Genomic DNA, 24,715 nt, shown 5'->3' with positions numbered 1-24,715 from the left:
TTTATTGTGATATTTCATACTGGCCTGAAAACGTTCTTGTCTTTATATTTTGATCTAATTTTATCTCCATAAAAGAAAAACCCTGCCAATGGCAGGGTTTTGAATTCATCAACAGTAGATTATTCTACTATCTGAATTATTTACCAGCAGGAACAACAACTTCAGTTGTACCTTGGATTTCGATCTCAACACGACGGTCTGGCGCTAAGCAATCGATCAGAGCTGAACGAGCTTTAACGTTGTCACATGTGTTGCCAGTAACTGGGTTTTCTTTACCACGACCTTCTGCAGAGATGCTGTTTGCAGGGATACCTTTAGAAACCAGGTAATCAACTACAGATTGAGCACGTTTTTCTGACAGAGGCAGGTTGTAGTTTTGTGAACCGATACGGTCAGTGTAACCGATAACTACTACACGACCTTGAGTTGGGTCGATGTTAGCCAGTTCAGCGTACAGACCATTCAGAGCTTCTTGACCTTCAGCTTTCAGAGTAGATTTGTTGAAGTTGAACAGAACGTCTGAACGCAGAGTAAAGGTTTTGTTCTCAACAACTGGAGCTGGAGCTACAACTGGTGCTGGAGCTACAACTGGAGCTGGAGTTTCTTGGTTGAAGCGGTAAGCAACACCAACACTCAGCATGCCGTTGTCTGGACGTGCATTCAGAGTACCTTTATCACCGATGTTGTTGATCCATTGATATTCAACACGGGTAGCGATGTTTGGAGTGATCGCGTATTCAGTACCTAATGCGAATACTGGAGAAACGCCAGTATCGTTATTAGAGAAACGTTCTTGAACTGGAGATGCTGAAGTAGCATTTTTAGTTGCAGAAGAATCTGCACGCCATACCATACCACCTAAACGAGTATAAACGTCTAAGTCTTCCATTACTGGATAACTTAATTTAGTGGTTAATTGGATACCTTGAGCACGGAATGCACCGTTGTCATATGAACCTTTATAAGTCATACGACCTAACCAATCGTAACCCAGTTCAAAACCTAAGTATTGGTTGTATTGATAACCAGCAAATGCACCTGCACCTAATTGATCACGGTGAGTGTTACCATTACCGATAGAAGTACCATCGAAATGGTTGCTAGTACCTTGGTATTGAGACCAACCTAATTTACCACCGGTATACCAGGTATTGTCTTTTGGAGCTGCTTGCGCTGCAGTTGCGAAAGCTGCCACTGCCACTGCTAATGCGATAGCTGTCTTTTTCATTTTTACGCCTCGTTATCATCCAAGTTAGGCATTTGGCTTTAAGCCTTATTATTTGCCCTTGGTTAAATTATTGTTAGGAATCCAATGCTTTCATCAAATGATGATCCCGAAAAATGGGATTTAAAGCATAACCTTAACGACATAAAGTCTACAATGAACTTAAAAAGTTACAAGTAATCCTTTAAAATTCGACTTAAAATTTTAAAAAGATCCGTCTTATTCCACAATGGGAAAGATTCTGTATTTTTGTTAAATTTCTTGTAACTATATGATTTAGGTTATAAATACTTTTGACTTATCTTAAATGACACAAGGGTGTTTTGAGTATTAGGAAAACTCTTAAATTTCACTAATGGTAGTGAATTGAATGAATTTTTACGGAATTCAAATGTCGTTTAGATGTATTAGTACTTTCTAAATGGATATTTGAATTAACTTGCTGTCGCATAATAAACCCAAGGGTTTTTCCTTTACTTGCAGCAGATTCTAATCGTTTCATCTCTTCTGACGATATTTCTGGTAACCAACCGAGTACTACACTGTAATTACCACTCATCAGTGCTTTTTCCATTAAATCAACAGTAGTTATCATATTTATATGATTTAACTGGATTATTTTGTTAAGTGGTAATCCTGCGTTTTTTAACCAAGTACGATTTAGTTTTTGTTGTGGGTTTAGCCACAATAACCAACGCGATTCATGACTATACTGTTTCAGTAATGGCAAAAGGATGTGATTAATGACGAGCGGGTTTTGGTAGAGAAGTTCACTCACCATACCTTGTTTATTATTACTATCGTAAGTCGCCACTGTTGAAGGGATAGATAGAGGTAATACCTCATTTGAGATCTCTTGGAGAATGGCGTTCTGTCTTGTCGGAGATGATGTTGAGAGTTTCATATTTACCTCGTTCCATATGTACTGTATGAATATACAGTATCTCTATATTTCGCTTAAATCAAGCTCATTTTTTTGAAAGTTCCTCTCAAATTTTATGTAAATCTCTATTTTTAAGTCGTCAACTATTGGCAATATAAAGGAAATTCTTTATTGTCCTTCTTGTTATGTTTATGCATGTTTTTGAATTCAAAGATAAAATTTAATCTTAAAGTATGTGTTGGAGTTTCAATGTTATTTTTACCTGAGCAAAGGAAGGCTCATTTATTATCGCGTATTGCGCAATATGGAGAGTTAACAACAAAGTCTCAATTTGGTGGTGTTAGCTTAATGATTGATGATGTTATGTTTGCTATCACGTCAGATAATGAGTTTTATTTAAAAGGAAGTGGTTTTTTAGAAACTCTTTATAAGGCAACAAAAATGAGTTCCTATACCTATTTGAAAAAAGGAATTCCTATCATATTGCGTTATTACCATATAACGGATTCGCTATGGAAAAATCAGCAGAAATTAGATCAATATATTGATATGTCATATCACTACAGTATTCAAGAATATTTAGGACAACGAAAGAAGCCTTGCAGAATAAAAGACTTACCTAATCTAGGTGTGATATTAGAAAAAAGGTTGAATCAAATTGGCATTAATCAAGTTGAAGAACTGCGTTTAATCGGTGCTAAAGCGTGTTATCTAAAATTAATGCATAGCCACAATTTGAGAAATAGTGAACTTTTACTTTCATTGGCAGGAGCTATCGTTGGGTGCCATCGTTCTGTATTACCTAGTCAACTTAAAATGGAGTTATTAGATTGGTACAACGAATTATCTTTTCAATAAGATAAAAGTAATGACTGTTATTTTCTCTAATGTACTTATGGCAATTAGAGAAAATAACGTCAATATGGGACTAAACTTGGGGTTTAGGTAGGCTGTTTGATTCGCTTTGCTCAATAATTTGGATACAACTAATAATTTGTGGCAGCAAATCCAATAGTAATCGGATTTGAGTGAGTACTAATTGAATGCGAGGATTATCTGCATTAGGTAATAGGTTGATCCTTTCAATTAATTCTACATGAGATTGCTTAAATCCTTCGTCTTGTGGCGTTTTGCGACGTAAAGCAGAATCGATATAACAAACCGTATCATTAAGCAATGTAAGTACATTCTCATCTTCTATTTTTGAACGATGAACGCCAAGTGCAGAAATATAACTGAGTAAAGTGTGATTTAAGCAAAGCAACTGGAAAGCCACTTCTTGGGATGCTTGATAACTTTTTGGCTCTGATGACATGTTTGAGATCAATGATGCTAATTCACCATCACTGCTATGAGCATTTCGACGAGCAATTCGATAACTCAAGCTATTATTTTTTCCTTGGTAATATTGAATAAGGATGGCGTCAAGATAATAGCAGTTATTCGTCATTGTTTTTTGAATAACAACGGGCAGTTGACGGAATTTCCAATCAGGCCAAATAAAGCTAACAGCAAACCATGCTATGGCACAGCCAATTAAGGTATCGATAATACGAGGAAGGGCAACATCATAACCTTCACCAAGCAAATTGAAGCTTAATAAAACCAATAAAGTAATAAATAGTGTGGCATGTGCATATTGTATGGTTCTAAATGCGAAAAAGAGCGTACCCGTTATCACAATTAAAACAAGTTGCCCTTCAATTGAAGGAACAAAATATAAAATAGGGAAGCCAATTAAAATACCAATAATAGTACCACTTACTCGTAAGGTAAGACGTCGGCGAGTGGCATTGTAGTTAGGTTGGCAAACAAACAGACTGGTGAGTAATATCCAATAACCTCTGTCTAATTGGAAGAATTGAATAATGGCATAGCCAATACATAAAACGAGTGACATCCTAACGGCATGTCTAAAAAGCGCCGATTTAGGTGTAAGGTGTTCTTTTATTCTTAGTGCAATATCGCGCCATCCAGTTAAACCATCATCAGAAAGTTGCGTTTCTTCCTTTTGGTCGTGGGATATTTGGTATTGCTCTGTACTAATACTTCGTAAAAGCGCATCAATACCTTGAAGATTTTGCAGTAAATTATTTAAAGGCGTTATTAATTGTGGCTCTGAAGTCGTATTTTTTAAATGATTTAGTGCATTCTCTAAATAATTTATAGCACGTTCTAATGAAGGGTTATGCTGATATTTTTTATGCCAAAGAATAGATTGTGCAACTTGTTCACAAGCTCGTGCCTGCATAGAAAGCAAACGTTGAAAACGAAATAACACATCGCTATGTCGCAATTCATTACTTAATAGTTGGTATTGAACATGCGACGAACTTGCTCGCTCATGAATATCTTGAGCAACAAAATAGTAATGAAGAGTGAAACGGCTACTACGTTGGCCTCTATCACCTTTTAATCGACTTAATAATGTAACTTTAGTTTGGTTCATCGTGTCAATTAATTGGCTATTTGCCATTGCTAAATTATAAAGCGAATGTTGATAGTCATCTTCGATATCAGGATCAAATAATGTCGCTTTAGCTTCGAGGTAAGTGGCAAGTTGTTGGTAGCAACGAGTTAAATTGTCCTGAACTGGGCGAATTGGGAATAATAAGTGACCAACTAATGTTAATGAGTTATACCAAATAGCGCCTAACAGTAGTAAAACGGGTTGTTCATACCATTCAGGGAAAATAGGCATACCGAGCATAGTATAAATTGCGATTAATAAAGCACCAAACGCAATGGTTGCGTACCGTTGGCCTAAAGCGCCTAATAAAATAAATCCCCAAGTAGAAATGGCTAAACCACAAAAGAATAAAATAGGATATGGGTAAAGTAATCCTATTGATGCTGAAGCAAGAAGAAAACAGCATAAAGTGATAACAAGGTTTTTTAAACGGCCAACAAGCCTATCATCTAAGTCAGTTAATGCTGCCGCAACTACCCCTAAAGTTAGCGGAATTGTGTATTTAGGCTCTTGCCCTAAGATCCAAGGAAACAAAGTCGTTCCTGTAAGCGCGATTATTATGCGAATATAATATAAAAAGTGGCTATTATAGATAAATCGGCGGGCGCCATTTAGCAAAGTGAACACAAAAAGCCCTTAAATAAACAAGATGAAGATAATTACCTCTTAGAATATAGGGTTTATCACCGATTAAAAAGAGCTTAACAACAGACTATTTGTTATTTATTGCAGGAATTACGTATGGAACTGAAATCCACCCCGATGGGACAACGTTTAGCACAGCATCCTTATAATAGAGTCAAATTGTTAAATGCTGGTATTGAAGTCAGTGGTGAAAAACATCAGTATTTAATTCCTTTTAACGAATTGATTAATATTCTCTGTAAAAAAGGAATTGTGTGGGGGGAATTAGAATTTTTATTGCCTGAAGATAAAGTTGTTCGATTGCATGGAACAGACTGGGAAGAAACTCAGCAGTTTTATCGTTATCTTTATCAATCATGGCAAAATTGGAGTAAAGAAATGAGCGAAATAAGTGCTCAGGTGCTTGAAAAGCAACTCCATAATATTAATGAAATCACTCAATCAAATAGATGGATAAAAAAGTCTAAGCTTGTTGAGATCCAACAATCTATCAAAGAAAGCTTTTCTGCTATTCCCCTTCCTCTTGAACGCCTTACTCAATTTGATAATTGCCATACTCTTTATCAGCAATGTTTAGAATGGTTAAAGCAAGGTGACGCACTTATTAATAAAGAAAATTCTGCATGGGTAACTCAAATATTAAATGAGTATGCGGAATTTTTTAATACGATTGAATCATCGCCATTAAATGAATCGCAGTGTCGTGCTGTGATTAATGGTGAAGAAAATACTCTTGTTCTTGCTGGTGCGGGCAGTGGTAAAACATCAGTATTAGTCGCAAGAGCAGGCTGGTTATTACGTCGTCAATTAGCACAGCCAGATCAAATCTTATTACTTGCTTTCGGTCGTAAAGCCGCACAAGAAATGAATGAAAGACTTTCTAGTCGTTTAAATGCCGATATTATGGCAAAAACGTTCCATGCACTGGCATTATCCGTTATTCAACAAGCGACTAAAAAACAACCCAAAATTAGTGAGCTTGAAATAAATAGTGAAAAAAGAAGAGCGCTATTATTAGGTGAGTGGCGAGAGCAGTGCCAACAGAAAAAAGCACAAGCAAAAGGGTGGCGAGAGTGGTTATCTCAGGAGTTAGAGTGGGATATTCCTGATGGTGAGTTTTGGCATGATAAAAAATTAGAAAACCAAGTTGCCGTAAGATTAGAGCGTTGGATTGGTTTATTAAGGATGCAAGGCGGTAGCCAAAAATCTCTGATTGAAAGTGTACAACCCGAATATACAGAAGCCTTTAAAAAGTATTTAAAATTATTATCTCCATTATTAAAAGCTTGGAAAACTGCATTAAAAGAGGAAGATGCGATCGATTTTTCGGGCTTATTACATCAAGCTATCAATCTTATTGAAAAAGGGCGTTTTATTAGTCCTTGGAAACATATTCTCGTTGATGAATTCCAAGATATTTCTCCATTAAGAGCTTCATTATTAACTGCATTAAAACAGCAAAATAAACAAACATCTCTATTTGCAGTAGGAGACGATTGGCAAGCCATTTATCGTTTTAGTGGCGCAGAATTATTATTAACGACTTCTTTCCATCACTCTTTTGGTGAAGGTGCTGAATGTGCATTAGATACGACTTATCGTTTTAATGACACGATAGGAAATGTTGCCAATACGTTTATTCAACAAAATCCAGCTCAATTATCTAAGCCTTTAAATAGTTTAGTGAAAGGTAATAAAAAGTCAGTTGTGCTGTTATCTGATGATCAACTTGAAAATCTATTAAATAAAATGAGTGGTTATGTAGAAGAAAATGAAACTATCCTTTTACTCGCTCGTTATCACTATTTAAAACCAGAATTATTAAAAAAAGCGAAAACACGTTGGCCTAAATTAGATCTACAGTTTATGACTTTTCATGCTTCAAAAGGGCAACAAGCGGATTACGTTATTATTTTAGGTTTACAAGAAGGCAAAGATGCTTTTCCAGCACCAGCAAGAGAATCGATTATTGAATTGGCATTACTGCCTAGTGTTGAAGATTATCCTAATGCAGAGGAGCGACGCTTAATGTATGTCGCTTTAACAAGAGCAAAAAAACAAGTATGGCTATTATTTAATAAACAACAGCCATCTTGTTTTGTTTCAGAACTAAAATCTCAAGGTGTGCCTATACAGCGAAAACCTTAGGATTATTTTAATCTCTCTTTTAAATAACCCTCATAATCTGGAATTTTAATTGTAGATTCTTGTGAAAAGAGAGGTGATGAAATTAAAAAATTCGCAGTTGCACGATTTGTTGCAACTGGGATGTTCCAAACTGTAGCTAAGCGTAGAAGAGCTTTAACATCGGGATCGTGCGGAACAGCATTTAATGGGTCCCAAAAGAAAATCATAATATCAATTTTCTTTTCAGCGATCATTGCACCTATTTGTTGGTCGCCACCCATAGGACCACTTAGCATTTGAGTAACAGTAAGGCCAGTGTGGTGATTAATTAAATTACCGGTAGTTCCTGTTGCAAATAACTTGTGTAGAGACAGTTGTTCACGATTATTTTCAACCCATTCCAGTAATGAGCTTTTACAGTGATCATGGGCAACAAGCGCGATATTTTTTTCTTTTAAGAGCGTGCGGTCAATTTGTTCCATTTGATACCTTTAAAAATAAATATAGTAATTATTCCAGTTTTCAAAATACCTTTTTTTTATCTTAGAAGCTATGAACAGATCAAGATACTATGATGTATCATAATATTTTCAATCTTCATGATGAACGGAGTAGATAAATGGTGGATTCAGACATTTATGACATTTTAAGAAGCGTTAAAACCATTGCGCTTGTTGGTGCGAGTAATAAAGAAGATCGCCCAAGCTATAAAGTCATGAAATTCCTATTAGAACAAGGCTATGATGTTATTCCTGTCAATCCAGGTATGTCAGGGCAGACCTTATTGGGGCAACCATGCTATGCCTCATTAAAAGATATTCCTGTTGCTGTTGATATGGTTGATGTTTTTCGTCAATCTGACGTAGCATTAGAAATTGCGCAAGAAGCCATTGAAATTAATGCCAAAGTATTATGGTTACAGATTGGTGTTATTAATGAAGATGCTAAAAATTTAGCCGAAGATGCAGGGTTACGTGTGGTAATGGATCGTTGTCCTAAAAAAGAAATTGAAGCACATGGTCTTCCTTGGTAATACGCTAAAATAAAATCGCCGAAAACAAATTCGGCGATTATCATTTCATTCAGATTACTGGTTATGTAGATTAATTGGGTTAATTTCTTAATCGTGGTGCCTGTAATTGGCTACGAATTGACTGTGATAACTCATCTAATGAGTCATTATCTAAGTGTTCATCTGAAACTTCATAGGTTATCTGCGCTTCAGCAAGATAAGTATGAACAGGTTGTCCTTCATCATCTTCCATCACAACATGGTACCAAGGTGCTGCTCGCAAGGTCACATTAGATGCAATATCATCCTCATTAGGTTGATCAAGGGAATATTCAGCATCCACATCGACAACAACGCCTAAGTAGCCGAGTAATTTATGTCTAACCTGCTGTCCTATCCCAAATTTGCTGGCGGTCATCATAGTATCACCTCCATATAGCCTTGCTTATTGGTTACATATATGAGGTCACAAAGTGAAATTTCAAGGGTTTGAAAAAATATAATCCTTTGCTTTCATTATGAATAAAAAACCTCACAAAATCAGATTATCTATTGTATAAAGAAAAGACAATAACCTAGACAGAATTTTTATTTGAAGAGGGTTACTAGAAGGGTATATGAAAATCGGTAGAGAATATATTATTCAAGGGCGTGTTCAAGGTGTTGGTTTTCGTTTTTTTACTTATCAGTGGATGAAAAAACAGCCAATAACAGGGTATGTTTGGAATCGTGATGATGGTAGCGTGGGAGTAAAGGCTTTTGCGGAAGAAAATGTATTAAAAGAATTTGAAGATTGGTTAGAAGCTGGTGGCCCAAGAAGTGCCAAAATTACATTTTGGTCAGCGACATCTTGTGAATATGAACCAATGGCAGACTTTTCAATCCGCCATTATGAGTAATATTATTTTAATGATCTTTTATCGAAAGATAATATTAAATACATTTAACGGGTTTTGGTAAACCAGCAAGTTTTGTCGCTTGTTTTGCAGGGCCTTTAGGAAACAAACGATAAAGATAACGGCTATTTCCTTTTTCATCGCCATATTTTTGTGCAAGCGCTTTTACTAACATCCGAATAGCAGGGGAGGTATTAAATTCTAAATAAAACTGGCGAACAAAACGGATAATCTCCCAATGTTGTTCTGTAAGCTCAATTTCCTCTAGTTCAGCTAATGTTGGAACCATATCTTCATTCCACTCATTGCTATTTTTTAAATAACCGTGACTATCTGTCTCGATTTCTTTTCCGTTAAATACAAACATGTGCGTAGCAACCAATCAAAAATAATACCGCTAATTTAGCAAAAATAAGGAAAATACCCAAGTAGAACCCATAAATCGTTGATAAATTAAGCCATTGACTTGTAATGCGTTTAATTTTACGGCAAACAGTACAATAAGGGCTTTACAACATAAGCCTAGGTGTTTATATTGCTCCCCATTGCGGAGGGGTGGCCGAGCGGCTGAAGGCAGCGGTCTTGAAAACCGCCGATGGGAAACCATCCGAGAGTTCGAATCTCTCCTCCTCCGCCATTTCAACATCTCCTAGCGTCTCCTGAAGTCTCCTAATCCCAGTAAAATCAAGCAATCCAATCAAATTATTGTCTCTTGAAGTCTCTTTATGTCTCTTGAAAGCTCCATTTTTTTGGGGTACAAATGGGGGGACATTATACCCCCTTAATATTTAATACCCCCAATATGAAACTAACAGTTAAGCAAGTTGATAGCAGTAAGCCAAAAGAAAAGGACTACAAACTATTCGATGGAGGAGGTTTATATCTATTAGTTACAAAATCAGGAAGTAAATATTGGAGATTAAAATACCGTATAGATGGCAAAGAAAAAGTTTTAGCTATCGGTGTCTACCCAACGATAACTCTCGCGGAAGCCAGAAAGAAAAGGGATGATGCAAAACGGCAGTTATCTGATGGCGTTGATCCTAACAAGATAAAGAAGGATAAGAAAAGGGATTCAAAGTTTGATGGAAGCAATACGTTTAAAAGCATTGCTCTAGAGTGGTATGAGGGAAGAAAAGACCGATGGTCTGAAGGTTACCGCAATGACATGATGGAAGCATTTGAAAATGATGTTTTCCCATATATTGGAGATCGCCCAATAGCAGAGATTAAACCTCTCGAATTGCTTGAGGTGCTTTCGATAATGGAAAAGCGTGGCGTTACAGAGAAATTAAAAAAAGTTCGTCAGCGCTGTGGTGAGGTTTGGAAATATGCCATCATAACTGGACGAGCTGAATATAATCCCGCCCCAGATTTAGCTAGTGCGTTTATTCCACATCAACGAGAAAACTATCCGTACTTATTAGCTGATGAATTGCCTGAGTTTTTATCTTCGGTAGACAAGTATCAAGGAAGTCAGATCGTAAGAACTGCATTAAACATCTTAATGCTCACCGGTTTAAGACCAGGGGAGCTAAGAAAATCAGAATGGTCATTTATCGACTTTGAAAGCAGAACATGGAAACTGCCAGAAAGAATCATGAAGATGGGGAGAGTGCATGTGGTGCCAATGTCAGATCAGGTGATTTCTTTACTGCGTCAAATACAGCCGATAAGTGGCGATTATCAGTATATTTTCCCTAGCCGAACGAATCATAAGAAACATCTGTCTGAAATGGCGATAAATACAATGATTGGCAGAATGGGTTATAGAGGAAGGGCTACTGGTCACGGCTTTAGACACACCATGAGTACAATATTGCATGAGAAAGGATTTAATACAGCGTGGATAGAGTTACAACTTGCTCATGTTGATAAAAACTCTATCCGTGGTACTTATAACCATGCACTGTATTTTGAGGGGAGAAGGGAAATGATGCAGTGGTATGCTGATTATATAGACGAGCTGAGAAGTAAAAAGAAATAAAACTCAATTGATGGTATTATCAGGGCAACGAGCATTATTGATTCGTTGCTCTATCCATTCATCTACTTCACTTTCAATAAAACGAACTGAGCGAGATCCTATTTTTACCTGCTTTGGAAACTCTCCTTTATCTATTAATTTGTAAGTCCATGACTTGCTATATCCTGTTCTATCTAAAACTTCATCCAAGCGTAATAGTTTATATTCCATCTTTCTATTCCTTTTGTAATTTCGTAATACTATCCATTCTTCCGTTTATATTGCTCATGATCGTCACCACAATCTTTACTGCAATATGCACTATTAGGTGCAACTGGCTCTTCGTGACACCAAATACACATTCCGTTATGAGATTTAATTGCTGGTTTACGATTTGATAATGATGTTTGAATATGTAATTCGTTTATTTCATTTGCTGAGTCAATAATATCCATAATTACGCTTGTCCTGTTTCAATTAAATAAATAAGTACACATAATGCTATTAGCTCTGCAAGTTCAGTAAATGTCATAATTCATCTATATTAATTTAATGCTTCCTTCTACTTGGTTGCCATATACATCCCAATCACCATATTTCTCTCGTGCAAATAATTCGAGTCGAGGAACATCTCCGTATAATTCTTCTAACCTATAATGTATTTCTTTTGGCTTTTCGCTATGCTCACCAAGACATGAATAAATAACTTGCCTAACACTTGCAGACTTACGAGATAATCCATTACCTCTTGTGGCTATTAAACACATTTCAATATTTTGACGGGTGTAATTACCGCAATTAATCTTCGTCTCATTGTTTAATATTTCCATAAAGTCAAAGAAATCTTCTGGTGGTTTTTTATTTATTCTATTTTCTGCATTTTTATTTAATTTCACCCATGCGAACCCGAACATGTTTTTAACTTTAAAATCCCATGCTTCGGCTAGTTTAATAGCTTCGAGTGCAAAGTTGCCTGTGTACCATATAAATAGTACGGCATTTTTAGAGGAGTGTTTTTCTATTGGTAATCGGGAGAGGGAATATAAATCTGTGGTGTTGTAATGATTATCTGCTGCGCCATTTGAAACTTTGTTATTGTAAGACCAAGGTGGATCGCACAATATCAAGTCATATTTTTTCATTCTCCGCTCCACTATCACCTATATTAAACGGCAGTCCATCTGCTTCCATTGGCTTTATATCAGCAAACGCGCAAGGAAGAATTATTCCACCGAACTCTTGAGCAAACATTAACGCCTGCTTTGCCTGAAGAGAGACATATTGCTTAGGTAGAGCTATTTGATATGTAACGCCATCAATTAATACTAACGTCGTCATTGCCTGAACTTGTTTCATTTGTTGTCCTCCACCTCTTTCATCATTAAGAATGCTTCCATAGCGCCACGATATGGGTTTTTATTTACTGAGATGACGTCATAATCAAGGCAATCAGCCGTCCATTTATTAGAATGGTACATTGGTGATAACCCTATTTTATTCTCAATAATAATCGGCATGGCGTCGGCTGGATTATTGCATGGGTCGAAAGTCCGATCCGATAGCCGCTATCCATATAAGCTAATACAGATTCTTCCGTTAATAAGCATTTCTTCTTTAACCTTGTAGCAACCAATTCATTAATTTGAAGGTCGGTGTACTTATTATAGCTATTCATTGATTACCATCCTGTAATTTCTATATCATCAGAGTCAATAAACCAAGATTCTATTTCGTCAATCCGAATCCCCATATCATCTAGCGAAGGATAGCCTTCAATTCCTTTATCTTTAGACCAATCGAATTGCTCGGTAAGCCATTCTTCATCCTTGAAGTTATTGAATGCTATTTGCTGGAAGCACTCGGCACAGAACATTGCAAAGCCTGCTTTCTCATAGCTACCGTGTATATCAGCTCTATATTCATCACCAGAATAGAATTTATTAATTTGTTCACATGATTTTTTAAATTTATCTTCATCGATAACAGTGATTACCATTTCTAAATCTTTTTGCCACGAACCAGAAGTTATTTTAATTTGCCTCATCTGTATATTCTCCACAAACAACTTCAACATTATTCACTGACATTAAATATTCAGCACGTTTATTGTATTTCGATTGCGTATATATACCTTCCGTGATAGGCACAGCAGAACCCTGTATTAGCATGAGTAATACATATCCGATTATTTGCATTAATTATTACTCTGAATTTTAGGTATAAAAAACCCTGCTAGTGCAGGGGGAGTGATGATTTTATGTTTATATCGTTTAGATAATCTTTGTTTTTTGTAAAAAGTAAACATTTCATCATATCTTTTGTTTTATCTCTATCTATTACATTTTTTTTTGGCGCGTTTTTATTATATTTTGAAAATACATGGTTTATTCTTCTGTGAAAATTATCAACTGAATTTATTAATTCTTTTGATGATAGATATAACCCTATATCTACATTAATAGAATTTTGTCTTAAATCATATATTCTATATTTTACTGTATCACTCCATTTTATTATGATTTTTTTTGGCTTTTTTATCCCTTTAATTTTAAAAAAGAATGTATAAAAATCTTCTTTGTGTCTGATGTATAATTTGTCTATGTTACCATTTCTAATGATTTCCTTTATTTTTGATATGTTTTCCTTATTTTTATTTAACCCACTAATTTCTTCATGCATTGCGTTCAAATATGCATTAACGATCTTTTTTTCATTTCTATCTGAGTGAAATTTTTGCAGTAGATAGACTACAATAGTAGCTGCAATTCCAAATGTTGAAATAAAGCTAAAAAATGATGATATTTTGCTATCTAGACTTATTTCTGAATAATAAATAAAAGAAAAACCGAGAAGAAACACGGTAGTACATAATATAATTATAAATGACCATTTTAGTACGAAAGTTAAACAGCACTCACCCTTGTCTGACATAGCTCCTCCTTATTTAAAGCAGGAATCATACTCATATCCATGTGACTAATCCACTGTCAAAATGCCTCCTTAATTCACACTTATTTGCTTTAATGCTTCACGAACGGCATTTAATCTAGAATCGAGTCGCTTATATGCAATGCTTCTCACACCTAATGGTTTTGGAGAAAGGTGGCTAATTAAATACCCGTTATCATTTCTGATAATAAAATCAATTAACGAACCTGACATTGCAGGCCAATATGCAGTCCAAGCTTCTCCCCATTCAGTTATGGTTAATCGACCATGACCTTGATTATCATCTTCTAAATAGACTCTAATTGGGTCGTGTTTTTCTACATTTGTAATTTCAAACTTAGTAACTTGAGATTGCTCAACTTTCATCACTCCACCTTTTTAAACTCAATAACCCACACCCATTCGTTATTTATCCAGCTATTAAGTCCATATATCGATGACCACAATTCTTTGTATGCGTTTTTTGCTGTTACATACGGCTGATTACTGTTTGGAATATAAAATCCAGTTAACCAGTTACCTTCATTTCCATATTTACCAGTTGTAATTCCCTCTGCGATAACATCATCCTGTGATATCTCCTGAAGTTGCTGAATCCAAACATCAGTAATTTCAATTTTCCCTTTGATATTACCGTCTTTGTCTGCAATGTTGATGATGTCGCCAGCTTGTCCATAAGGGCAATTATCATCAATAAATCCGTGTCGCCACGCTGCGCATGTTTGTTGAGATAGGGTATAGCCTTCTTGCCATATTCCAAACTTACGTAACCTATCCTCGGTTACTTTTGGTTGTGGCTCAATTGGTCTGCGCGTCTGTGTTTTTCTGCCATCCATGACAGCCGATAACATGGCATCGTTGAATTTAATACTGTCTTTCATAATTACCTCTATTGATATGTTTTTGAGCAAAATATGTAATCTGTAAAGCTATGTTTTAAAAGGTTTATTTATTTAATTGTTGGTGGTATGATCGATTTTTAACCATTAACGAGGAAGAAGAAAAATGAGTAATCGATATTATGAAATAGAAGTGTTTGGTAGGAATTATCAGTTGATAGCTAGAGAATCTAGTGATACTAATTTAATGTTTAAATTGGATGATAACTCCGAGTTTCCGCCAATTTATAATGTACATGCAAAGAACAAGCTTCCTCTTAAAATAAAAATGCCTAATGGTTTTTACAATCAGGCTTATGTAAGTAGAGCTCCTTTCGGCATGTTTATAGCTAGCTTTATCTAAATTTGCATCTGCCAAGGATTGGCATTCATTCCTCTATTGCATCCCTGCGAGTTAAATTAAGCTGTCCGTAGCTTTTCGATTTCTGGATATAATTCACGAGTTATTTTTAACGCCTGCTCGGTGCTTGCTGCGCCTTCCATTTGCTTATTAAACCAAGCGTTAATATCTCCAGTATTGTTTTTCATCTCTTTGTGAAATTCTGAATCAATCCACTGAAATATACTTTGAACCCAAAGGTGAGCTTCTTTGGGATTATTTTCTGAAAGGTAATGTTCAGCTACTAAGAGTAGTAAATTTAGCCTGTGTAACTCCCACTCATATACGTGACCTCTAGCTACTTCTTGTTGAAGTGCGTTAATCTCTTCTTTGAGTTTATCTGTCATATCTATCTCCTGTTTGCATCCTTGCATTGAGTCCATGAATTAGTTGATGTTTTTCTTTATTAGGTAACAAAGAAAACGTAATGCTCGATGATAGAATTCAGGTCTATCATCCAAAATGTTGTAGCCAGCATATCCAGTGTCGGATTCATAAGGCTCAGATGGGTATTTCTTGAATATTCGCGCCTTGGCTTCGGCCTTAATTGCGGCTTCCTTGCTAAAATATCTCCTATTCCTAGTTGGCGAGTAATAGACTCTCACCACCTCAGTAGTTACAGGCATGGTTATATCCTTTGGTTAAACGGGTAGGTTGTTCAAAATGGGATGTCGTCTGAGAAATCCATGGGGGGTTCAGGATATTGTGGTGCTTGTTGCTTAGCTTGCTGTTGCTGCGACTGACCCCATCCTTGGTTTTGTTGTGGACTCTGCCTACCTGTCTGATTGTTGTTACCTAACATTTGCATTGAACCATTGATATTCACTACAACTTCCGTGCTGTATTTATCTTGTCCATTTTGATCTTGCCATTTACGTGTTTGTAATTGACCTTCTATATAGACTTGTGATCCTTTACGCAGATATTCGCCAGCAATTTCGGCGAGCTTTCCAAATATCACAACTCTATGCCATTCAACACGTTCCTTGGTTTCACCTGATTGTTTATCTTTCCATGAATCGCTGGTGGCTAATGTAATATTAGTAACTGCATCGCCATTTGGGAGGTAACGCATTTCAGGATCTTGACCTAGATGTCCTATCAATAAGACTTTGTTTACACCTTTACTTGCCATTACATCGCCTCCAATTCAGATTTTCTGATGTTATATACTTCCTTTGCTTTTGATTGTTCAGGCGTTTTTCTGAGTAACTTCCATGTTTCTCCAAATTCTTTTTTCAAAATATTGAGATCTGTAATAGCCATTACTGAATTAGTAAAATCTTTCAATATCTGATCTGGTGTTCTCGGTGCTACATTGTGGGCTTCTGCATCCGCATCGATTGCTGTTTCTTCGGTTGGTATACAAAATGTTTGGAAAGCTGCGTATTTATATGCAATAGACATGGCTTTATTTGTGGCTTTGTCTCCGCTATCCATTGCTTCACCATAAGTCACAACCGTGTGTTTGCTTCCATCTTCAACAGAAACAAATTCAAACTCAGCTTTCACTACGACATAAAATAACAAGCCACCTCTTTGTGTTTGCCTTTCCGTGACAGTGCGTTCAATGATCCGTGGAAGAATCAGCAATCCATGCTTAACTAGAGCAGGGGCAAGGGCGTTATATACCGCGTCAATTCCTCTGAACATAAATCCTTGTTGCTGGTTTACACTTCCTTTTTTAATGCCCGTTTCAGCCATTTCTCTAGCAACATTACTAATAGCTTTGTATACAGCAGTCATATTAATCCCCTAAATATTGACCTTGACGGCGATCACTTCCGTAGTAATCGACTTCAAATTTATTACTAGGTGTATATGTCCTTTTTGAATCTCGTTGGGCTCGAATATGCTCAGGAAGAGGAGGGTGATTTTTCGATGTGTTCAAGTTCATGTGTAGCAATTCCATTGCTAATCGTTTTTCCCTATCTGGCACACTTGTATTCGGCAATTGACCGTCAATCATTGCAATTGCCTTAGCGAGAGCCTCTTCTCTATTTTTTTCTAACTGTGATGTTAATCGAGGGTATTTTTTTGTTGGGCAGAAATGAGAGATATTGTTCATTGAAAATCTCCCTGAAAGTCTTTCATTGGCAATGACAATCCTTGCCGTCCTAACACTTCCGTTTGATACATAAATTCATCGAGCTCGCGTTCCTGCGATTCTTTGCACCTCCTGCGCAATTCTTCTAACCATTGTTGATGGTCTGTCACGCAACCCTCCTGAAATACAACTCATTGAGTATCTTTGCGACCACTTCCCCTCGTCCTGAGAGATGAATAGCCGTAGCAAGTGACTTTTCATCATATTGACTGATTATGTAATCAACGATTTCTGAGGGTTCAGGTTGGTAATATTGGGTAAGTTCTCCGAATGATTCGGTTTCAATGTGGACATCGTTGAGATTCTGAAAGGTTATTTCCGTGCCATTATTTCGGTTTCTGCTCGTCATATCGGCATAGGTGTAACGTATGGTCAGTGACATACTTTCCTCCCATAAGCTTTCATTTGTAATTGACTGGCTAATCGCCAAATATTTTTGTTATTTGTCGAGACGGCTATCCTTGCAGCTTGACGAGCGAGTTGTAAAAAAGGCGTAGAGATACTCACTGCCATGCCGTCACGCATAGCGCTGTAATAGTTAGTTTTCATGGTGACCCCGTTAGATGAGAGATAAGGCGGTTATCTGGTGTTGACGAAGTGAAGGTGTATTAATTTATTTTTAATGATTTGAATTTTATTAGTGTGTTATTTTATTGAGCAATGTGTTTATTACAGCTTTTTTAAATGATGATTTAATTGAATTTTCTCCAACTAAATTATCTGAGAAGTTACTTAGTAATATAGCTAATTCAGGTGCTTCTTCATGAGCGTATACTTGTGTTTTTACTTCAACATGTGGTGATTTAATTTTATGGTCTAAAGTTAATTTCACATTAATAACGACACTGGTTTCTTGTTTCATCATTTTTATTTCCTTTTAATGAATATAATTAACTACTAAATGTTTTGTTTATATATCTAAATATATGGTGGGTTATTGTTGAGCGAGAGCTTTAGAGTTTTGCTACAACTTCGTCATAATTGACTTCAAAGTCTTCGCAGGTTTCTTTCAAGTCGTTAAAGTTAATTGCGTGATTTAAGGCGCTAACTTCATCCTGAGTTAGTTGTTCATCTCGGTAATCATTAAATCCAACTGATAACAATTTACCGCCTAATATCTCTGTTCCTGTATTAACAGACGGCTCCTTACCATCTTCATACTCAACTACGAATGTCATTTTACTCATGTCATACATCCTTCGTTATTAACTAACATACTGATATACTCCATTTAACTTAAATAAATGGATTTGTTTTCATGAAATTAATTACTGTTGCTGCGCTTTTATTCACAACATCTGCAATAGCTGATAATCAGTGCAAGCCAGATGATATTTGTTTGTCTTTCAAAACTAGTAAAGGTGAGCTTTTTATTGCATGTAAAAATATAGAATCAGCAGAAATTGACTCTCATATACAAGAAAATGATTCCTTGAGAATTAGACTTAAAAATGATACTGGTCTGAGTAATTTTTCTGTTAAAAATATCGGTCAAATAGCAGATATTAATATTAACGGAGTCAAGTATACTCAGGCTGTCATCACATCTCGTATGGATACTTCTATTAGAGTTACAGTAACTTCAAGTCCTAACTTTCAATTAGTAGACGATTTGATAAGGTGTATTAATTAAACATGACGCTAGTAGCCTGAATACTCACGAAGTGCGTCTACTATTTCATCACATTCAACAATTAGACTAATTTTTGAATTATCATCACACTCTTTTAACCGACCAAGTTTGATGGATTATTTTCTCAACATCTTTGCTTGCCATTCTGGATTGTAACTATCTGGAGTTTTAATTCCCATCTCTATCTCCTATCTATTAATCAACGTGCCGTAACCCCGAATTCACTGCTCGGCTGTTTTGTTTTAACTCCTGAAAATACTGCTACATTAGGTAAGCAACAGTTATCTGCTGAGTCATAAACTTTAGTACTACGAATTGAAATTGCTTTTTCAACCCTACTAACTGGTTTGCGTGTTAGTGATAAAGTAGGGCGCTTTATTTCTTCTTTTGGCTTGCCATGAATGGCAACTTTTAACTGTTCATTCATAGCATATGCGTTTTGTAATTCCGTTCTACGGTCAGCTCTGCGACTTCTAGCGCAGTTATATCCGCGAATACACATAATTACCACCTCCGAATAAGTTTTGGTGATTGGTGGTAGGTGCTGATCTCCTACTTTCGGTGTTACGTCATGCGACTTATTGAGTTATTGCCGATCCCTATATTGCTAATCAGCTTTATCATTCACCAATCCAAAAACTTACTGTTTTTGGTTTGCGCATTTTTCAGCGCGTTCTGTTAAAGAGCGAACATCCTGTTTATCTATGGCTTCTTGCCTTTGGTATGTTAAATATAACCAGCGGTGATTTATAAGTCAACACCGCGGGTAATTAAAATATAACTAGCGGTGTTAATTTATTGTATTTCCAGATAATTTATTTTCAAAAAAATCTCAAGTTGGAATGCAGATCACTTTAATAGACAAACCTCAGTGCAGAAAACAAACAAAAATGTTTATGTGCATATCCAGTAGAGTGTTATTGTTTAAATATTGAACGGAGGTGTGTATGAATATTGAAAGAGATGCTATTTATGAAAGTGTATGCCAAGTTGTAGGAAGGTCTGTAATGTTATTAAACGAAAAAGGTTACCGCATTACACATAAGAATATCTCAGCAATTTTAGAAGAGCAGCGTGTAAATGAAGAGAGTAAACATATGATTGCTATTTATAGTATAGCTATTGATTTGATTGATAAATAAGTGAAAAAGAAGCCCCCATGGGAGGGCTGGGCATTAGTAATTAATCTTCATCTTCAAACAAGCAGTTATATTCACTATAAGCCATTAATTCTGGATAATATACAAGGCCAGCTTTTTCTTGAATAGATTATATTGTCGTTGAGCATACTCAGTTACTAACCAAAGAAATATCCGCAAACATTTTCTTCTACTAATTGAATTGCATCAGAGAAGCTACCTAACATTTTTTCATCGTAGTGGTGCCAGTTGCTATTTTTATCCATCCAAAGCAGAGACCATGAACTAGAATGCCTATTATATGTTATTTTTGCTATTGGTTCTTCTACTTTGCCATCACTCCATATTAGTTGTCTAATTTCAAAGATAATTACTGAGTCGTCCTCGATACGATACTGTAGATCTAATTCATCTCTCAGGTGCTCTGCTGGGCGGCGTTTTTCCATGAAAAACTCCATACACCGTCTAATATTTGCTATCTCAATATTGTTAAACGCCATACTCCCTCCTAAAACGTGTCGTCAGGCCATTGTGACTTGATTACCTTACCTATGATTGTGCAATTCCCATTAATGGGGATCAGGTCATAGCGTGGGTTTAATGGCTCTAGATACTCAATCCCGCCTTCTCTAATAAGTCGTTTGAATGTAAATTCATCATTCAGTAAACGAGCAACACAGAAATCTCCGAACTCGACTTCTTCTTCAGGATCTACCAGAATTAGCATTCCTTCTGGAAAACTTGGCTTTCCTCCAGGTGGGGCTGTCATTGATTGCCCTTCAACTTCTAACCAGAAAGCGCGCTCACTAGCTTTCTTAGCTGTCGGTATCCAATACACAGCATCTTTCTGAGTGTATGAGTTAAATTCTGTTGAGAAAGCGCCAGCTTGTACCTTTGTAAATAGAGGGTACTGGTATTTTTCATTCATGCTTGGTGTTTTTAATGGGCTGACAGCTTTAAACATACCTCTAATTTCTTTGGCTAGAGATGGGCTAAATTCATCAACAGTGACTTGCAATGCTTCTGCTAGCTTAGCTGCATTCTCTATATTTAATGCATTTACGCCATTCAATAATTGAGCAATGGCACTTTGCCCCATGCCGATTGAATCACCAAGGGTTTCTTGTGACAAGCTGAGCTCTTTCTTTTTTGCCTCAAATATATTTTTTAGGCGAAGAGCGTCAGCTTTTTGTTCATCTGTGATCGGTTTTTTTTTCATACTGCAATTTTATTACCAAATGGAATATTTACCAATCACCGCAGGTGTTGACTATTTTATCACTTGCGGTAATAATGATTAAAAAAGGAGAAACTATGGAAAAAGTCCCTCTTACTAAATTTGCTACTGAGCTAGGACAACACAAAACGGCTGAATTGTTAGGTGTTAGGCAAAGCGCAATAAGTAAAGCAATTTTAAAGAAAAGAAATATTTTCATTATCAGAAAACAAGATGGAACAGTTGAGGCTGAAGAAGTTAAGCCGTTTCCATCAGGAAAATAAGTATCATCCTGCTCTTTAACAGCTCTGCGCTGAAAAATGCGCACCTAAACAATCCGCTCATATGGAATGAGCCACGGATCATTATTGTCCCTTAGTTAACTCATAAGGACTCTAAACAATGGAATGCGCAAATACACGCAAACAATTCAATCAATTTATCTCTAATCACCTAATAGCTTCAGCATTGCAAGCATTGAGAAATAAAACTCAATCTGCTGTGGCTAGAACGTTAGGTGTTCATGATTCAACAGTCCTACGTCGAACTGAAAAATATCCTGAAATATGCGAAACACTTGTCGCATCGGGAATTATTGATTTTGTGATGGAAGGAGAACGAAAAATCTCAGAAGAAGAGTACCGATTTTTGTGGAAACAAATGGGTGAACTTTCTCAAATGAAAATAAAAGAAAACGCCTCGATTGCGGCAACAAACGAGGCGTGTTGTTCAATGGAATTCACCATTTAACGTACAAATACACTGTATCAATATCCAGTTTTTATCACAAGGGGAAACTTCGGTTTCCCTTTTTTGATACAGCTTTGGAATGGAGAAATTATACCATGAGACAAAGAATAAATCATGAATTTAATAGCTGTGATGAGCATAAAAACATCATGAGAAATAGGCTATTACAAGAAATAACTCCACTGGGTTGTCAGCGTTTAAAGGAAGCATTGAAAGACGCAAAATTAAGGAAAGCACATCGGGATAAGTTATTAGGAGAGCGAAAATGAGTATGCTTCTAATGGCAAAAGCCATGCAATTACAGGTGGGGAGTACAGCACAAAAAATGGTGCTACTGAAACTTGCCGATAATGCCAATGATAAAGGCGAGTGCTTTCCTTCTTATGAAACTATTGCACGTCATTGCGAAATTAGCCGTCAAAGTGCGATAAACCACATTAAAAGTTTATGTAAAAAAGGGTTTGTTCGTAAAGTTACGCGAAAAACTGATAAGGGGCATACTTCCAATTTATATATTTTGGATTTGGAGGCTAAATCTCTTGATGAGGGTAGTCAAAATACAGTACCCCCTAGTCAAAATTCTGTACCAGAGGTAGTCAAAGAATTTGACCACGGTAGTCAAACGGTTGGACTAGGGGGTAGTCAAAAATTTTTACCCAGAACCAGTCAGTCTTTTAACCAGTCAATTAACTCTAAAAAATTATCGTCTGACGACTCGAAACCTGCAAAGCAGATTTCAATTAATCGGCAAGCTAAAATTCCTTATCAGGAAATCATGCAAGCCTTCAACGAATCAGCAGGGGATAGATTACCCAATGCCGAATCACTGAATGACAAACGCAAACGAGCAATATCCAAATTCCTGAAAGAGCTTAAAGAGCCCACAGTCGAATCAGCTAAAAATTATTTTGATTATTTTATGGAAACAGCGAGTGCTTGGTACTTTGGAGAAAATAATCGGGGTTGGCGAGCGAATTTTGATTATTTACTCAGACCAGAAACGGTACTCAAAACAAGGGAGGGAGCACTGTGATGAACCAAGTTCCGAATAATTTAATGGCGGAACAAAATGTCATTGGAGGACTCCTGCTCGACCCGCAAAGTGATAATGCGCAATCAATTTTTTCACTGCTAAAACCTGAAGATTTTTATACCCGACACCATCAAATTATCTATCTCACTCTGCGAGAAATGTATACCCAACGTATGCCAATAGACATCATGACGGTGACGGATTATCTGGAGTCAAAAGGGCGAATTAATCAATCAGGTGGTTTTGCCTATCTTGCTGAGATGGCAAGAGAAACACCGAGTATTGCTAACATTATGGCTTATGCGAAAAAAATCCGAGAGTGTTCCGCACAGCGTTTTGTTATCGAAAAGACGGTTGAAATTCAAAAACTCATGATGGTGCCAAGTGAGTTAAGTTTTACGGATAAAATTGAACAAGCACAACGCTTGCTTGATGAAGCCACTTCGTTTGGAAAAATGGGAAAAAAAACAGGGTTGCGCCGAATTGATGATGTGTTGGATGATGTTTTTACCGACATTTGTGACCGACAAGATAACCCAGAGAAACATCGAGGATTAAAAACGGGATTTAAAGATTTTGACCGCCTATTAAGCCCGAAACAGATTGTTATCGGTTCACTGTTCGTGATTGGTGCTCGCCCTAAGATGGGGAAAACAACCGTTCTCACTGAAATGGCAAAAAATGTCTCACAACAAGGTAAGCCTGTATTGCTGTTCAGCATGGAAATGACGGATAAACAGCTTGTTGAACGGACACTAGCCCAACAAACCCAGATTAATTCAGATAAATTTTACCAAAAGTTAGAGGAGCATGAATGGGATAGGCTTTGCAGTGCCATCGGTCGCCTTAAAGATGAGCCCAATATTTGGGTGGATGATACACCTGGCATGTCCTTACAACACATTCGTTCTGAAAGTCGGAAAATCAAACGCAAAGTCGGTGATATTGGGTTTATTGGTGTCGATTACCTCACTCTGATGCAAGCGGGAAAAGCTGACCGTAATGATATTGCCTATGGTGAAATCACTAAGGGGCTAAAAATATTGGCAAAAGAGCTCAATACGGTGGTTGTGTTGCTTGTACAACTGAATCGGGGATTAGAAAACAGGGCTGACAAACGTCCCGTACCAAGTGATTCAAGAGACACAGGACAAATCGAGCAAGATTGTGATTATTGGTTAGGCATTTATCGTGATGCGGTGTACCACGATAATGCGGATGAAACGCTGACCGAGATGATTTTAAGGCTCAATCGACACGGTAAAACAGGCACCGTGTATGTTGATCAACAAGGATTGAGTATTACACCGGTTGATCAATATATGGCTGCTTATCGCGCTCAACCGAAACGAGAACCCAAAAAATATTGTGAAAAATCGTTTTAAT

The 24,715-nt window shown here is 36.7% G+C and carries 41 protein-coding genes and 1 tRNA gene; 14 read left to right on the top strand and 28 right to left on the bottom strand.

Annotated elements, in window-relative coordinates:
• Positions 1-136: 136 nt before the first annotated feature.
• On the bottom strand, positions 137-1,228 hold the full coding sequence (gene ompA, locus ABN212_RS09335) for a porin OmpA (RefSeq protein ID WP_198620521.1): 1,092 nt from the start codon (positions 1,226-1,228) through the stop codon (positions 137-139).
• A gap of 349 nt (positions 1,229-1,577) precedes the next feature.
• Positions 1,578-2,129, bottom strand: coding sequence for an SOS-induced cell division inhibitor SulA (gene sulA / locus ABN212_RS09330; RefSeq protein WP_109373552.1), 552 nt, complete (start codon positions 2,127-2,129; stop codon positions 1,578-1,580).
• Between the two features lie 228 nt (positions 2,130-2,357).
• Between sulA and ABN212_RS09325 the strand changes: the two genes are divergently transcribed.
• Positions 2,358-2,966, top strand: a complete 609-nt coding sequence (locus ABN212_RS09325) for a TfoX/Sxy family DNA transformation protein (RefSeq protein ID WP_109373553.1) — start codon at positions 2,358-2,360, stop codon at positions 2,964-2,966.
• 70 nt (positions 2,967-3,036) lie between these two features.
• On the opposite strand, the gene yccS is transcribed toward ABN212_RS09325, so the two are convergent.
• Entirely contained in the window at positions 3,037-5,205 is a 2,169-nt protein-coding gene (gene yccS, locus ABN212_RS09320) for a YccS family putative transporter (RefSeq protein ID WP_198620523.1), read from the bottom strand.
• A 114-nt stretch (positions 5,206-5,319) separates the two neighbouring features.
• Between yccS and helD the strand changes: the two genes are divergently transcribed.
• Positions 5,320-7,371, top strand: a complete 2,052-nt coding sequence (gene helD, locus ABN212_RS09315; RefSeq protein WP_198629753.1) for a DNA helicase IV — start codon at positions 5,320-5,322, stop codon at positions 7,369-7,371.
• 2 nt (positions 7,372-7,373) lie between these two features.
• Here helD and ABN212_RS09310 read toward each other — a convergent pair whose 3' ends face one another.
• A complete protein-coding gene (locus ABN212_RS09310; RefSeq protein ID WP_075673145.1) occupies positions 7,374-7,832 on the bottom strand; it encodes a methylglyoxal synthase in 459 nt (152 codons plus the stop codon).
• Positions 7,833-7,969: 137 nt separating this feature from the next.
• Between ABN212_RS09310 and ABN212_RS09305 the strand changes: the two genes are divergently transcribed.
• Positions 7,970-8,383, top strand: coding sequence for a CoA-binding protein (locus ABN212_RS09305; RefSeq protein WP_109373556.1), 414 nt, complete (start codon positions 7,970-7,972; stop codon positions 8,381-8,383).
• 79 nt (positions 8,384-8,462) lie between these two features.
• Here ABN212_RS09305 and hspQ read toward each other — a convergent pair whose 3' ends face one another.
• Positions 8,463-8,783: a heat shock protein HspQ gene (gene hspQ / locus ABN212_RS09300; RefSeq protein ID WP_006537351.1), complete on the bottom strand. Its 321-nt coding sequence runs from the start codon at positions 8,781-8,783 to the stop codon at positions 8,463-8,465.
• A 196-nt stretch (positions 8,784-8,979) separates the two neighbouring features.
• Between hspQ and ABN212_RS09295 the strand changes: the two genes are divergently transcribed.
• Positions 8,980-9,261 carry an acylphosphatase gene (locus ABN212_RS09295; protein WP_198620525.1) on the top strand — a complete coding sequence of 94 codons (282 nt, stop codon included), beginning with the start codon at positions 8,980-8,982 and terminating at the stop codon, positions 9,259-9,261.
• Positions 9,262-9,295: 34 nt separating this feature from the next.
• On the opposite strand, the gene tusE is transcribed toward ABN212_RS09295, so the two are convergent.
• Positions 9,296-9,625: a sulfurtransferase TusE gene (tusE, locus tag ABN212_RS09290; RefSeq protein ID WP_023581360.1), complete on the bottom strand. Its 330-nt coding sequence runs from the start codon at positions 9,623-9,625 to the stop codon at positions 9,296-9,298.
• Positions 9,626-9,807: 182 nt separating this feature from the next.
• Between tusE and ABN212_RS09285 the strand changes: the two genes are divergently transcribed.
• A tRNA-Ser gene (locus ABN212_RS09285) sits at positions 9,808-9,895 on the top strand.
• A gap of 165 nt (positions 9,896-10,060) precedes the next feature.
• Positions 10,061-11,245: a tyrosine-type recombinase/integrase gene (locus ABN212_RS09280; RefSeq protein ID WP_161747994.1), complete on the top strand. Its 1,185-nt coding sequence runs from the start codon at positions 10,061-10,063 to the stop codon at positions 11,243-11,245.
• Between the two features lie 3 nt (positions 11,246-11,248).
• Here the strand turns inward: ABN212_RS09280 and ABN212_RS09275 are convergent, their stop codons facing one another.
• The 10 genes from ABN212_RS09275 to ABN212_RS09230 form a co-directional block, all read right to left on the bottom strand.
• Positions 11,249-11,455 carry a helix-turn-helix transcriptional regulator gene (locus ABN212_RS09275; protein ID WP_004244695.1) on the bottom strand — a complete coding sequence of 69 codons (207 nt, stop codon included), beginning with the start codon at positions 11,453-11,455 and terminating at the stop codon, positions 11,249-11,251.
• A gap of 29 nt (positions 11,456-11,484) precedes the next feature.
• Entirely contained in the window at positions 11,485-11,679 is a 195-nt protein-coding gene (locus ABN212_RS09270) for a hypothetical protein (RefSeq protein WP_098943689.1), read from the bottom strand.
• A gap of 84 nt (positions 11,680-11,763) precedes the next feature.
• Positions 11,764-12,366 carry an MT-A70 family methyltransferase gene (locus ABN212_RS09265; RefSeq protein WP_285714146.1) on the bottom strand — a complete coding sequence of 201 codons (603 nt, stop codon included), beginning with the start codon at positions 12,364-12,366 and terminating at the stop codon, positions 11,764-11,766.
• Positions 12,353-12,580 (bottom strand): hypothetical protein, encoded by a 228-nt coding sequence (locus tag ABN212_RS09260; RefSeq protein WP_161747978.1) that lies wholly within the window; start codon positions 12,578-12,580, stop codon positions 12,353-12,355. Before ABN212_RS09260 ends, ABN212_RS09265 begins: the two co-directional genes overlap by 14 nt.
• Complete coding sequence (locus ABN212_RS09255) at positions 12,577-12,741, bottom strand: hypothetical protein (RefSeq protein ID WP_349443152.1); 165 nt, start codon at positions 12,739-12,741, stop codon at positions 12,577-12,579. Before ABN212_RS09255 ends, ABN212_RS09260 begins: the two co-directional genes overlap by 4 nt.
• Before the next feature lie 161 nt (positions 12,742-12,902).
• Positions 12,903-13,268, bottom strand: a complete 366-nt coding sequence (locus ABN212_RS09250; protein ID WP_349443151.1) for a DUF2528 family protein — start codon at positions 13,266-13,268, stop codon at positions 12,903-12,905.
• Positions 13,255-13,392, bottom strand: a complete 138-nt coding sequence (locus ABN212_RS09245; RefSeq protein WP_349443191.1) for a hypothetical protein — start codon at positions 13,390-13,392, stop codon at positions 13,255-13,257. The genes ABN212_RS09250 and ABN212_RS09245 overlap by 14 nt, the downstream gene beginning before the upstream one ends.
• 64 nt (positions 13,393-13,456) lie before the next feature.
• On the bottom strand, positions 13,457-14,155 hold the full coding sequence (locus ABN212_RS09240; protein ID WP_349443150.1) for a hypothetical protein: 699 nt from the start codon (positions 14,153-14,155) through the stop codon (positions 13,457-13,459).
• Positions 14,156-14,224: 69 nt separating this feature from the next.
• Positions 14,225-14,539, bottom strand: a complete 315-nt coding sequence (locus ABN212_RS09235) for a hypothetical protein (protein WP_349443149.1) — start codon at positions 14,537-14,539, stop codon at positions 14,225-14,227.
• Positions 14,539-15,054: an ASCH domain-containing protein gene (locus tag ABN212_RS09230; protein ID WP_349443148.1), complete on the bottom strand. Its 516-nt coding sequence runs from the start codon at positions 15,052-15,054 to the stop codon at positions 14,539-14,541. Before ABN212_RS09230 ends, ABN212_RS09235 begins: the two co-directional genes overlap by 1 nt.
• 124 nt (positions 15,055-15,178) lie before the next feature.
• Between ABN212_RS09230 and ABN212_RS09225 the strand changes: the two genes are divergently transcribed.
• Positions 15,179-15,415 carry a hypothetical protein gene (locus ABN212_RS09225; RefSeq protein ID WP_349443147.1) on the top strand — a complete coding sequence of 79 codons (237 nt, stop codon included), beginning with the start codon at positions 15,179-15,181 and terminating at the stop codon, positions 15,413-15,415.
• Positions 15,416-15,471: 56 nt separating this feature from the next.
• Here ABN212_RS09225 and ABN212_RS09220 read toward each other — a convergent pair whose 3' ends face one another.
• From ABN212_RS09220 to ABN212_RS09180, 9 genes are all read right to left on the bottom strand, one after another.
• Complete coding sequence (locus tag ABN212_RS09220) at positions 15,472-15,798, bottom strand: hypothetical protein (protein ID WP_349443146.1); 327 nt, start codon at positions 15,796-15,798, stop codon at positions 15,472-15,474.
• A gap of 311 nt (positions 15,799-16,109) precedes the next feature.
• A complete protein-coding gene (gene ssb / locus ABN212_RS09215; protein ID WP_349443145.1) occupies positions 16,110-16,586 on the bottom strand; it encodes a single-stranded DNA-binding protein in 477 nt (158 codons plus the stop codon).
• Positions 16,586-17,197 carry an ERF family protein gene (locus ABN212_RS09210; protein ID WP_109373563.1) on the bottom strand — a complete coding sequence of 204 codons (612 nt, stop codon included), beginning with the start codon at positions 17,195-17,197 and terminating at the stop codon, positions 16,586-16,588. The genes ssb and ABN212_RS09210 overlap by 1 nt, the downstream gene beginning before the upstream one ends.
• Position 17,198: 1 nt before the next feature.
• The gene (locus ABN212_RS09205) at positions 17,199-17,519 is read right to left on the bottom strand and encodes a hypothetical protein (protein ID WP_349443144.1); all 321 of its coding nucleotides are present in this window, start codon (positions 17,517-17,519) and stop codon (positions 17,199-17,201) included.
• Positions 17,516-17,668 carry a hypothetical protein gene (locus tag ABN212_RS09200; RefSeq protein WP_164530398.1) on the bottom strand — a complete coding sequence of 51 codons (153 nt, stop codon included), beginning with the start codon at positions 17,666-17,668 and terminating at the stop codon, positions 17,516-17,518. Before ABN212_RS09200 ends, ABN212_RS09205 begins: the two co-directional genes overlap by 4 nt.
• Entirely contained in the window at positions 17,665-17,940 is a 276-nt protein-coding gene (locus ABN212_RS09195) for a hypothetical protein (protein ID WP_164530399.1), read from the bottom strand. Before ABN212_RS09195 ends, ABN212_RS09200 begins: the two co-directional genes overlap by 4 nt.
• Entirely contained in the window at positions 17,931-18,107 is a 177-nt protein-coding gene (locus ABN212_RS09190; RefSeq protein ID WP_160230130.1) for a hypothetical protein, read from the bottom strand. The genes ABN212_RS09195 and ABN212_RS09190 overlap by 10 nt, the downstream gene beginning before the upstream one ends.
• 88 nt (positions 18,108-18,195) lie before the next feature.
• The gene (locus ABN212_RS09185; protein WP_164530400.1) at positions 18,196-18,423 is read right to left on the bottom strand and encodes a hypothetical protein; all 228 of its coding nucleotides are present in this window, start codon (positions 18,421-18,423) and stop codon (positions 18,196-18,198) included.
• A gap of 88 nt (positions 18,424-18,511) precedes the next feature.
• Positions 18,512-18,736 (bottom strand): hypothetical protein, encoded by a 225-nt coding sequence (locus tag ABN212_RS09180; RefSeq protein ID WP_138158020.1) that lies wholly within the window; start codon positions 18,734-18,736, stop codon positions 18,512-18,514.
• Positions 18,737-18,816: 80 nt separating this feature from the next.
• Between ABN212_RS09180 and ABN212_RS09175 the strand changes: the two genes are divergently transcribed.
• A complete protein-coding gene (locus ABN212_RS09175) occupies positions 18,817-19,191 on the top strand; it encodes a hypothetical protein (RefSeq protein ID WP_098943679.1) in 375 nt (124 codons plus the stop codon).
• A 199-nt stretch (positions 19,192-19,390) separates the two neighbouring features.
• Here ABN212_RS09175 and ABN212_RS09170 read toward each other — a convergent pair whose 3' ends face one another.
• Positions 19,391-19,693, bottom strand: coding sequence for a hypothetical protein (locus ABN212_RS09170; protein ID WP_098943678.1), 303 nt, complete (start codon positions 19,691-19,693; stop codon positions 19,391-19,393).
• Between the two features lie 445 nt (positions 19,694-20,138).
• Here ABN212_RS09170 and ABN212_RS09165 point away from each other — a divergent pair, with 445 nt between their 5' ends.
• A complete protein-coding gene (locus ABN212_RS09165; protein ID WP_098943677.1) occupies positions 20,139-20,333 on the top strand; it encodes a DUF2767 family protein in 195 nt (64 codons plus the stop codon).
• Positions 20,334-20,488: 155 nt separating this feature from the next.
• Here ABN212_RS09165 and ABN212_RS09160 read toward each other — a convergent pair whose 3' ends face one another.
• Positions 20,489-20,776 (bottom strand): DUF3024 domain-containing protein, encoded by a 288-nt coding sequence (locus ABN212_RS09160; protein WP_231039483.1) that lies wholly within the window; start codon positions 20,774-20,776, stop codon positions 20,489-20,491.
• Positions 20,777-20,838: 62 nt separating this feature from the next.
• Positions 20,839-21,549, bottom strand: a complete 711-nt coding sequence (locus ABN212_RS09155) for a LexA family protein (RefSeq protein ID WP_098943676.1) — start codon at positions 21,547-21,549, stop codon at positions 20,839-20,841.
• A 95-nt stretch (positions 21,550-21,644) separates the two neighbouring features.
• Here ABN212_RS09155 and ABN212_RS09150 point away from each other — a divergent pair, with 95 nt between their 5' ends.
• From ABN212_RS09150 to ABN212_RS09130, 5 genes are all read left to right on the top strand, one after another.
• Positions 21,645-21,830, top strand: a complete 186-nt coding sequence (locus ABN212_RS09150; protein WP_088495874.1) for a Cro/CI family transcriptional regulator — start codon at positions 21,645-21,647, stop codon at positions 21,828-21,830.
• A 118-nt stretch (positions 21,831-21,948) separates the two neighbouring features.
• Positions 21,949-22,296, top strand: coding sequence for a transposase family protein (locus tag ABN212_RS09145; protein WP_260294046.1), 348 nt, complete (start codon positions 21,949-21,951; stop codon positions 22,294-22,296).
• Positions 22,297-22,391: 95 nt separating this feature from the next.
• The gene (locus ABN212_RS09140) at positions 22,392-22,565 is read left to right on the top strand and encodes a hypothetical protein (protein ID WP_172409601.1); all 174 of its coding nucleotides are present in this window, start codon (positions 22,392-22,394) and stop codon (positions 22,563-22,565) included.
• On the top strand, positions 22,562-23,329 hold the full coding sequence (locus tag ABN212_RS09135) for a helix-turn-helix domain-containing protein (RefSeq protein WP_109374413.1): 768 nt from the start codon (positions 22,562-22,564) through the stop codon (positions 23,327-23,329). The genes ABN212_RS09140 and ABN212_RS09135 overlap by 4 nt, the downstream gene beginning before the upstream one ends.
• Positions 23,329-24,714, top strand: a complete 1,386-nt coding sequence (locus ABN212_RS09130) for a replicative DNA helicase (protein WP_017628813.1) — start codon at positions 23,329-23,331, stop codon at positions 24,712-24,714. Before ABN212_RS09135 ends, ABN212_RS09130 begins: the two co-directional genes overlap by 1 nt.
• Position 24,715: the final 1 nt, after the last annotated feature.

The sequence above is a fragment of the Proteus genomosp. 6 genome (genome assembly GCF_040139785.1).
Taxonomy (GTDB): domain Bacteria; phylum Pseudomonadota; class Gammaproteobacteria; order Enterobacterales; family Enterobacteriaceae; genus Proteus.
This window is presented reverse-complemented; position numbering and strand designations above follow the sequence as displayed.

Excerpts from the sequence above, each read along its gene's own strand:
- ABN212_RS09310 (WP_075673145.1), bottom strand. The coding sequence starts at position 7,832 with ATGGAACAAATTGACCGCACGCTCTTAAAAGAAAAAAATATCGCGCTT.
- ompA (WP_198620521.1), bottom strand. The coding sequence starts at position 1,228 with ATGAAAAAGACAGCTATCGCATTAGCAGTGGCAGTGGCAGCTTTCGCA.
- ABN212_RS09205 (WP_349443144.1), bottom strand. The coding sequence starts at position 17,519 with ATGAACAATATCTCTCATTTCTGCCCAACAAAAAAATACCCTCGATTA.
- ABN212_RS09190 (WP_160230130.1), bottom strand. The coding sequence starts at position 18,107 with ATGAAAACTAACTATTACAGCGCTATGCGTGACGGCATGGCAGTGAGT.
- ABN212_RS09265 (WP_285714146.1), bottom strand. The coding sequence starts at position 12,366 with ATGAAAAAATATGACTTGATATTGTGCGATCCACCTTGGTCTTACAAT.
- sulA (WP_109373552.1), bottom strand. The coding sequence starts at position 2,129 with ATGAAACTCTCAACATCATCTCCGACAAGACAGAACGCCATTCTCCAA.
- ABN212_RS09145 (WP_260294046.1), top strand. The coding sequence starts at position 21,949 with ATGGAATGCGCAAATACACGCAAACAATTCAATCAATTTATCTCTAAT.
- ABN212_RS09225 (WP_349443147.1), top strand. The coding sequence starts at position 15,179 with ATGAGTAATCGATATTATGAAATAGAAGTGTTTGGTAGGAATTATCAG.
- ABN212_RS09170 (WP_098943678.1), bottom strand. The coding sequence starts at position 19,693 with ATGTGTATTCGCGGATATAACTGCGCTAGAAGTCGCAGAGCTGACCGT.
- ssb (WP_349443145.1), bottom strand. The coding sequence starts at position 16,586 with ATGGCAAGTAAAGGTGTAAACAAAGTCTTATTGATAGGACATCTAGGT.
- ABN212_RS09210 (WP_109373563.1), bottom strand. The coding sequence starts at position 17,197 with ATGACTGCTGTATACAAAGCTATTAGTAATGTTGCTAGAGAAATGGCT.
- ABN212_RS09255 (WP_349443152.1), bottom strand. The coding sequence starts at position 12,741 with ATGCCGATTATTATTGAGAATAAAATAGGGTTATCACCAATGTACCAT.
- ABN212_RS09275 (WP_004244695.1), bottom strand. The coding sequence starts at position 11,455 with ATGGAATATAAACTATTACGCTTGGATGAAGTTTTAGATAGAACAGGA.
- ABN212_RS09220 (WP_349443146.1), bottom strand. The coding sequence starts at position 15,798 with ATGACAGATAAACTCAAAGAAGAGATTAACGCACTTCAACAAGAAGTA.
- ABN212_RS09130 (WP_017628813.1), top strand. The coding sequence starts at position 23,329 with ATGAACCAAGTTCCGAATAATTTAATGGCGGAACAAAATGTCATTGGA.
- ABN212_RS09175 (WP_098943679.1), top strand. The coding sequence starts at position 18,817 with ATGAAATTAATTACTGTTGCTGCGCTTTTATTCACAACATCTGCAATA.
- ABN212_RS09165 (WP_098943677.1), top strand. The coding sequence starts at position 20,139 with ATGAATATTGAAAGAGATGCTATTTATGAAAGTGTATGCCAAGTTGTA.
- ABN212_RS09325 (WP_109373553.1), top strand. The coding sequence starts at position 2,358 with ATGTTATTTTTACCTGAGCAAAGGAAGGCTCATTTATTATCGCGTATT.
- ABN212_RS09230 (WP_349443148.1), bottom strand. The coding sequence starts at position 15,054 with ATGAAAGACAGTATTAAATTCAACGATGCCATGTTATCGGCTGTCATG.
- ABN212_RS09135 (WP_109374413.1), top strand. The coding sequence starts at position 22,562 with ATGAGTATGCTTCTAATGGCAAAAGCCATGCAATTACAGGTGGGGAGT.
- ABN212_RS09150 (WP_088495874.1), top strand. The coding sequence starts at position 21,645 with ATGGAAAAAGTCCCTCTTACTAAATTTGCTACTGAGCTAGGACAACAC.
- tusE (WP_023581360.1), bottom strand. The coding sequence starts at position 9,625 with ATGTTTGTATTTAACGGAAAAGAAATCGAGACAGATAGTCACGGTTAT.
- ABN212_RS09140 (WP_172409601.1), top strand. The coding sequence starts at position 22,392 with ATGAGACAAAGAATAAATCATGAATTTAATAGCTGTGATGAGCATAAA.
- ABN212_RS09235 (WP_349443149.1), bottom strand. The coding sequence starts at position 14,539 with ATGAAAGTTGAGCAATCTCAAGTTACTAAGTTTGAAATTACAAATGTA.
- ABN212_RS09250 (WP_349443151.1), bottom strand. The coding sequence starts at position 13,268 with ATGAGGCAAATTAAAATAACTTCTGGTTCGTGGCAAAAAGATTTAGAA.
- ABN212_RS09295 (WP_198620525.1), top strand. The coding sequence starts at position 8,980 with ATGAAAATCGGTAGAGAATATATTATTCAAGGGCGTGTTCAAGGTGTT.
- ABN212_RS09260 (WP_161747978.1), bottom strand. The coding sequence starts at position 12,580 with ATGAAACAAGTTCAGGCAATGACGACGTTAGTATTAATTGATGGCGTT.
- ABN212_RS09305 (WP_109373556.1), top strand. The coding sequence starts at position 7,970 with ATGGTGGATTCAGACATTTATGACATTTTAAGAAGCGTTAAAACCATT.
- ABN212_RS09270 (WP_098943689.1), bottom strand. The coding sequence starts at position 11,679 with ATGGATATTATTGACTCAGCAAATGAAATAAACGAATTACATATTCAA.
- ABN212_RS09240 (WP_349443150.1), bottom strand. The coding sequence starts at position 14,155 with ATGTCAGACAAGGGTGAGTGCTGTTTAACTTTCGTACTAAAATGGTCA.
- hspQ (WP_006537351.1), bottom strand. The coding sequence starts at position 8,783 with ATGATGACCGCCAGCAAATTTGGGATAGGACAGCAGGTTAGACATAAA.
- ABN212_RS09155 (WP_098943676.1), bottom strand. The coding sequence starts at position 21,549 with ATGAAAAAAAAACCGATCACAGATGAACAAAAAGCTGACGCTCTTCGC.
- ABN212_RS09245 (WP_349443191.1), bottom strand. The coding sequence starts at position 13,392 with ATGCTAATACAGGGTTCTGCTGTGCCTATCACGGAAGGTATATATACG.
- ABN212_RS09280 (WP_161747994.1), top strand. The coding sequence starts at position 10,061 with ATGAAACTAACAGTTAAGCAAGTTGATAGCAGTAAGCCAAAAGAAAAG.
- ABN212_RS09195 (WP_164530399.1), bottom strand. The coding sequence starts at position 17,940 with ATGTCACTGACCATACGTTACACCTATGCCGATATGACGAGCAGAAAC.
- ABN212_RS09180 (WP_138158020.1), bottom strand. The coding sequence starts at position 18,736 with ATGACATTCGTAGTTGAGTATGAAGATGGTAAGGAGCCGTCTGTTAAT.
- ABN212_RS09160 (WP_231039483.1), bottom strand. The coding sequence starts at position 20,776 with ATGGAAAAACGCCGCCCAGCAGAGCACCTGAGAGATGAATTAGATCTA.
- ABN212_RS09185 (WP_164530400.1), bottom strand. The coding sequence starts at position 18,423 with ATGATGAAACAAGAAACCAGTGTCGTTATTAATGTGAAATTAACTTTA.
- helD (WP_198629753.1), top strand. The coding sequence starts at position 5,320 with ATGGAACTGAAATCCACCCCGATGGGACAACGTTTAGCACAGCATCCT.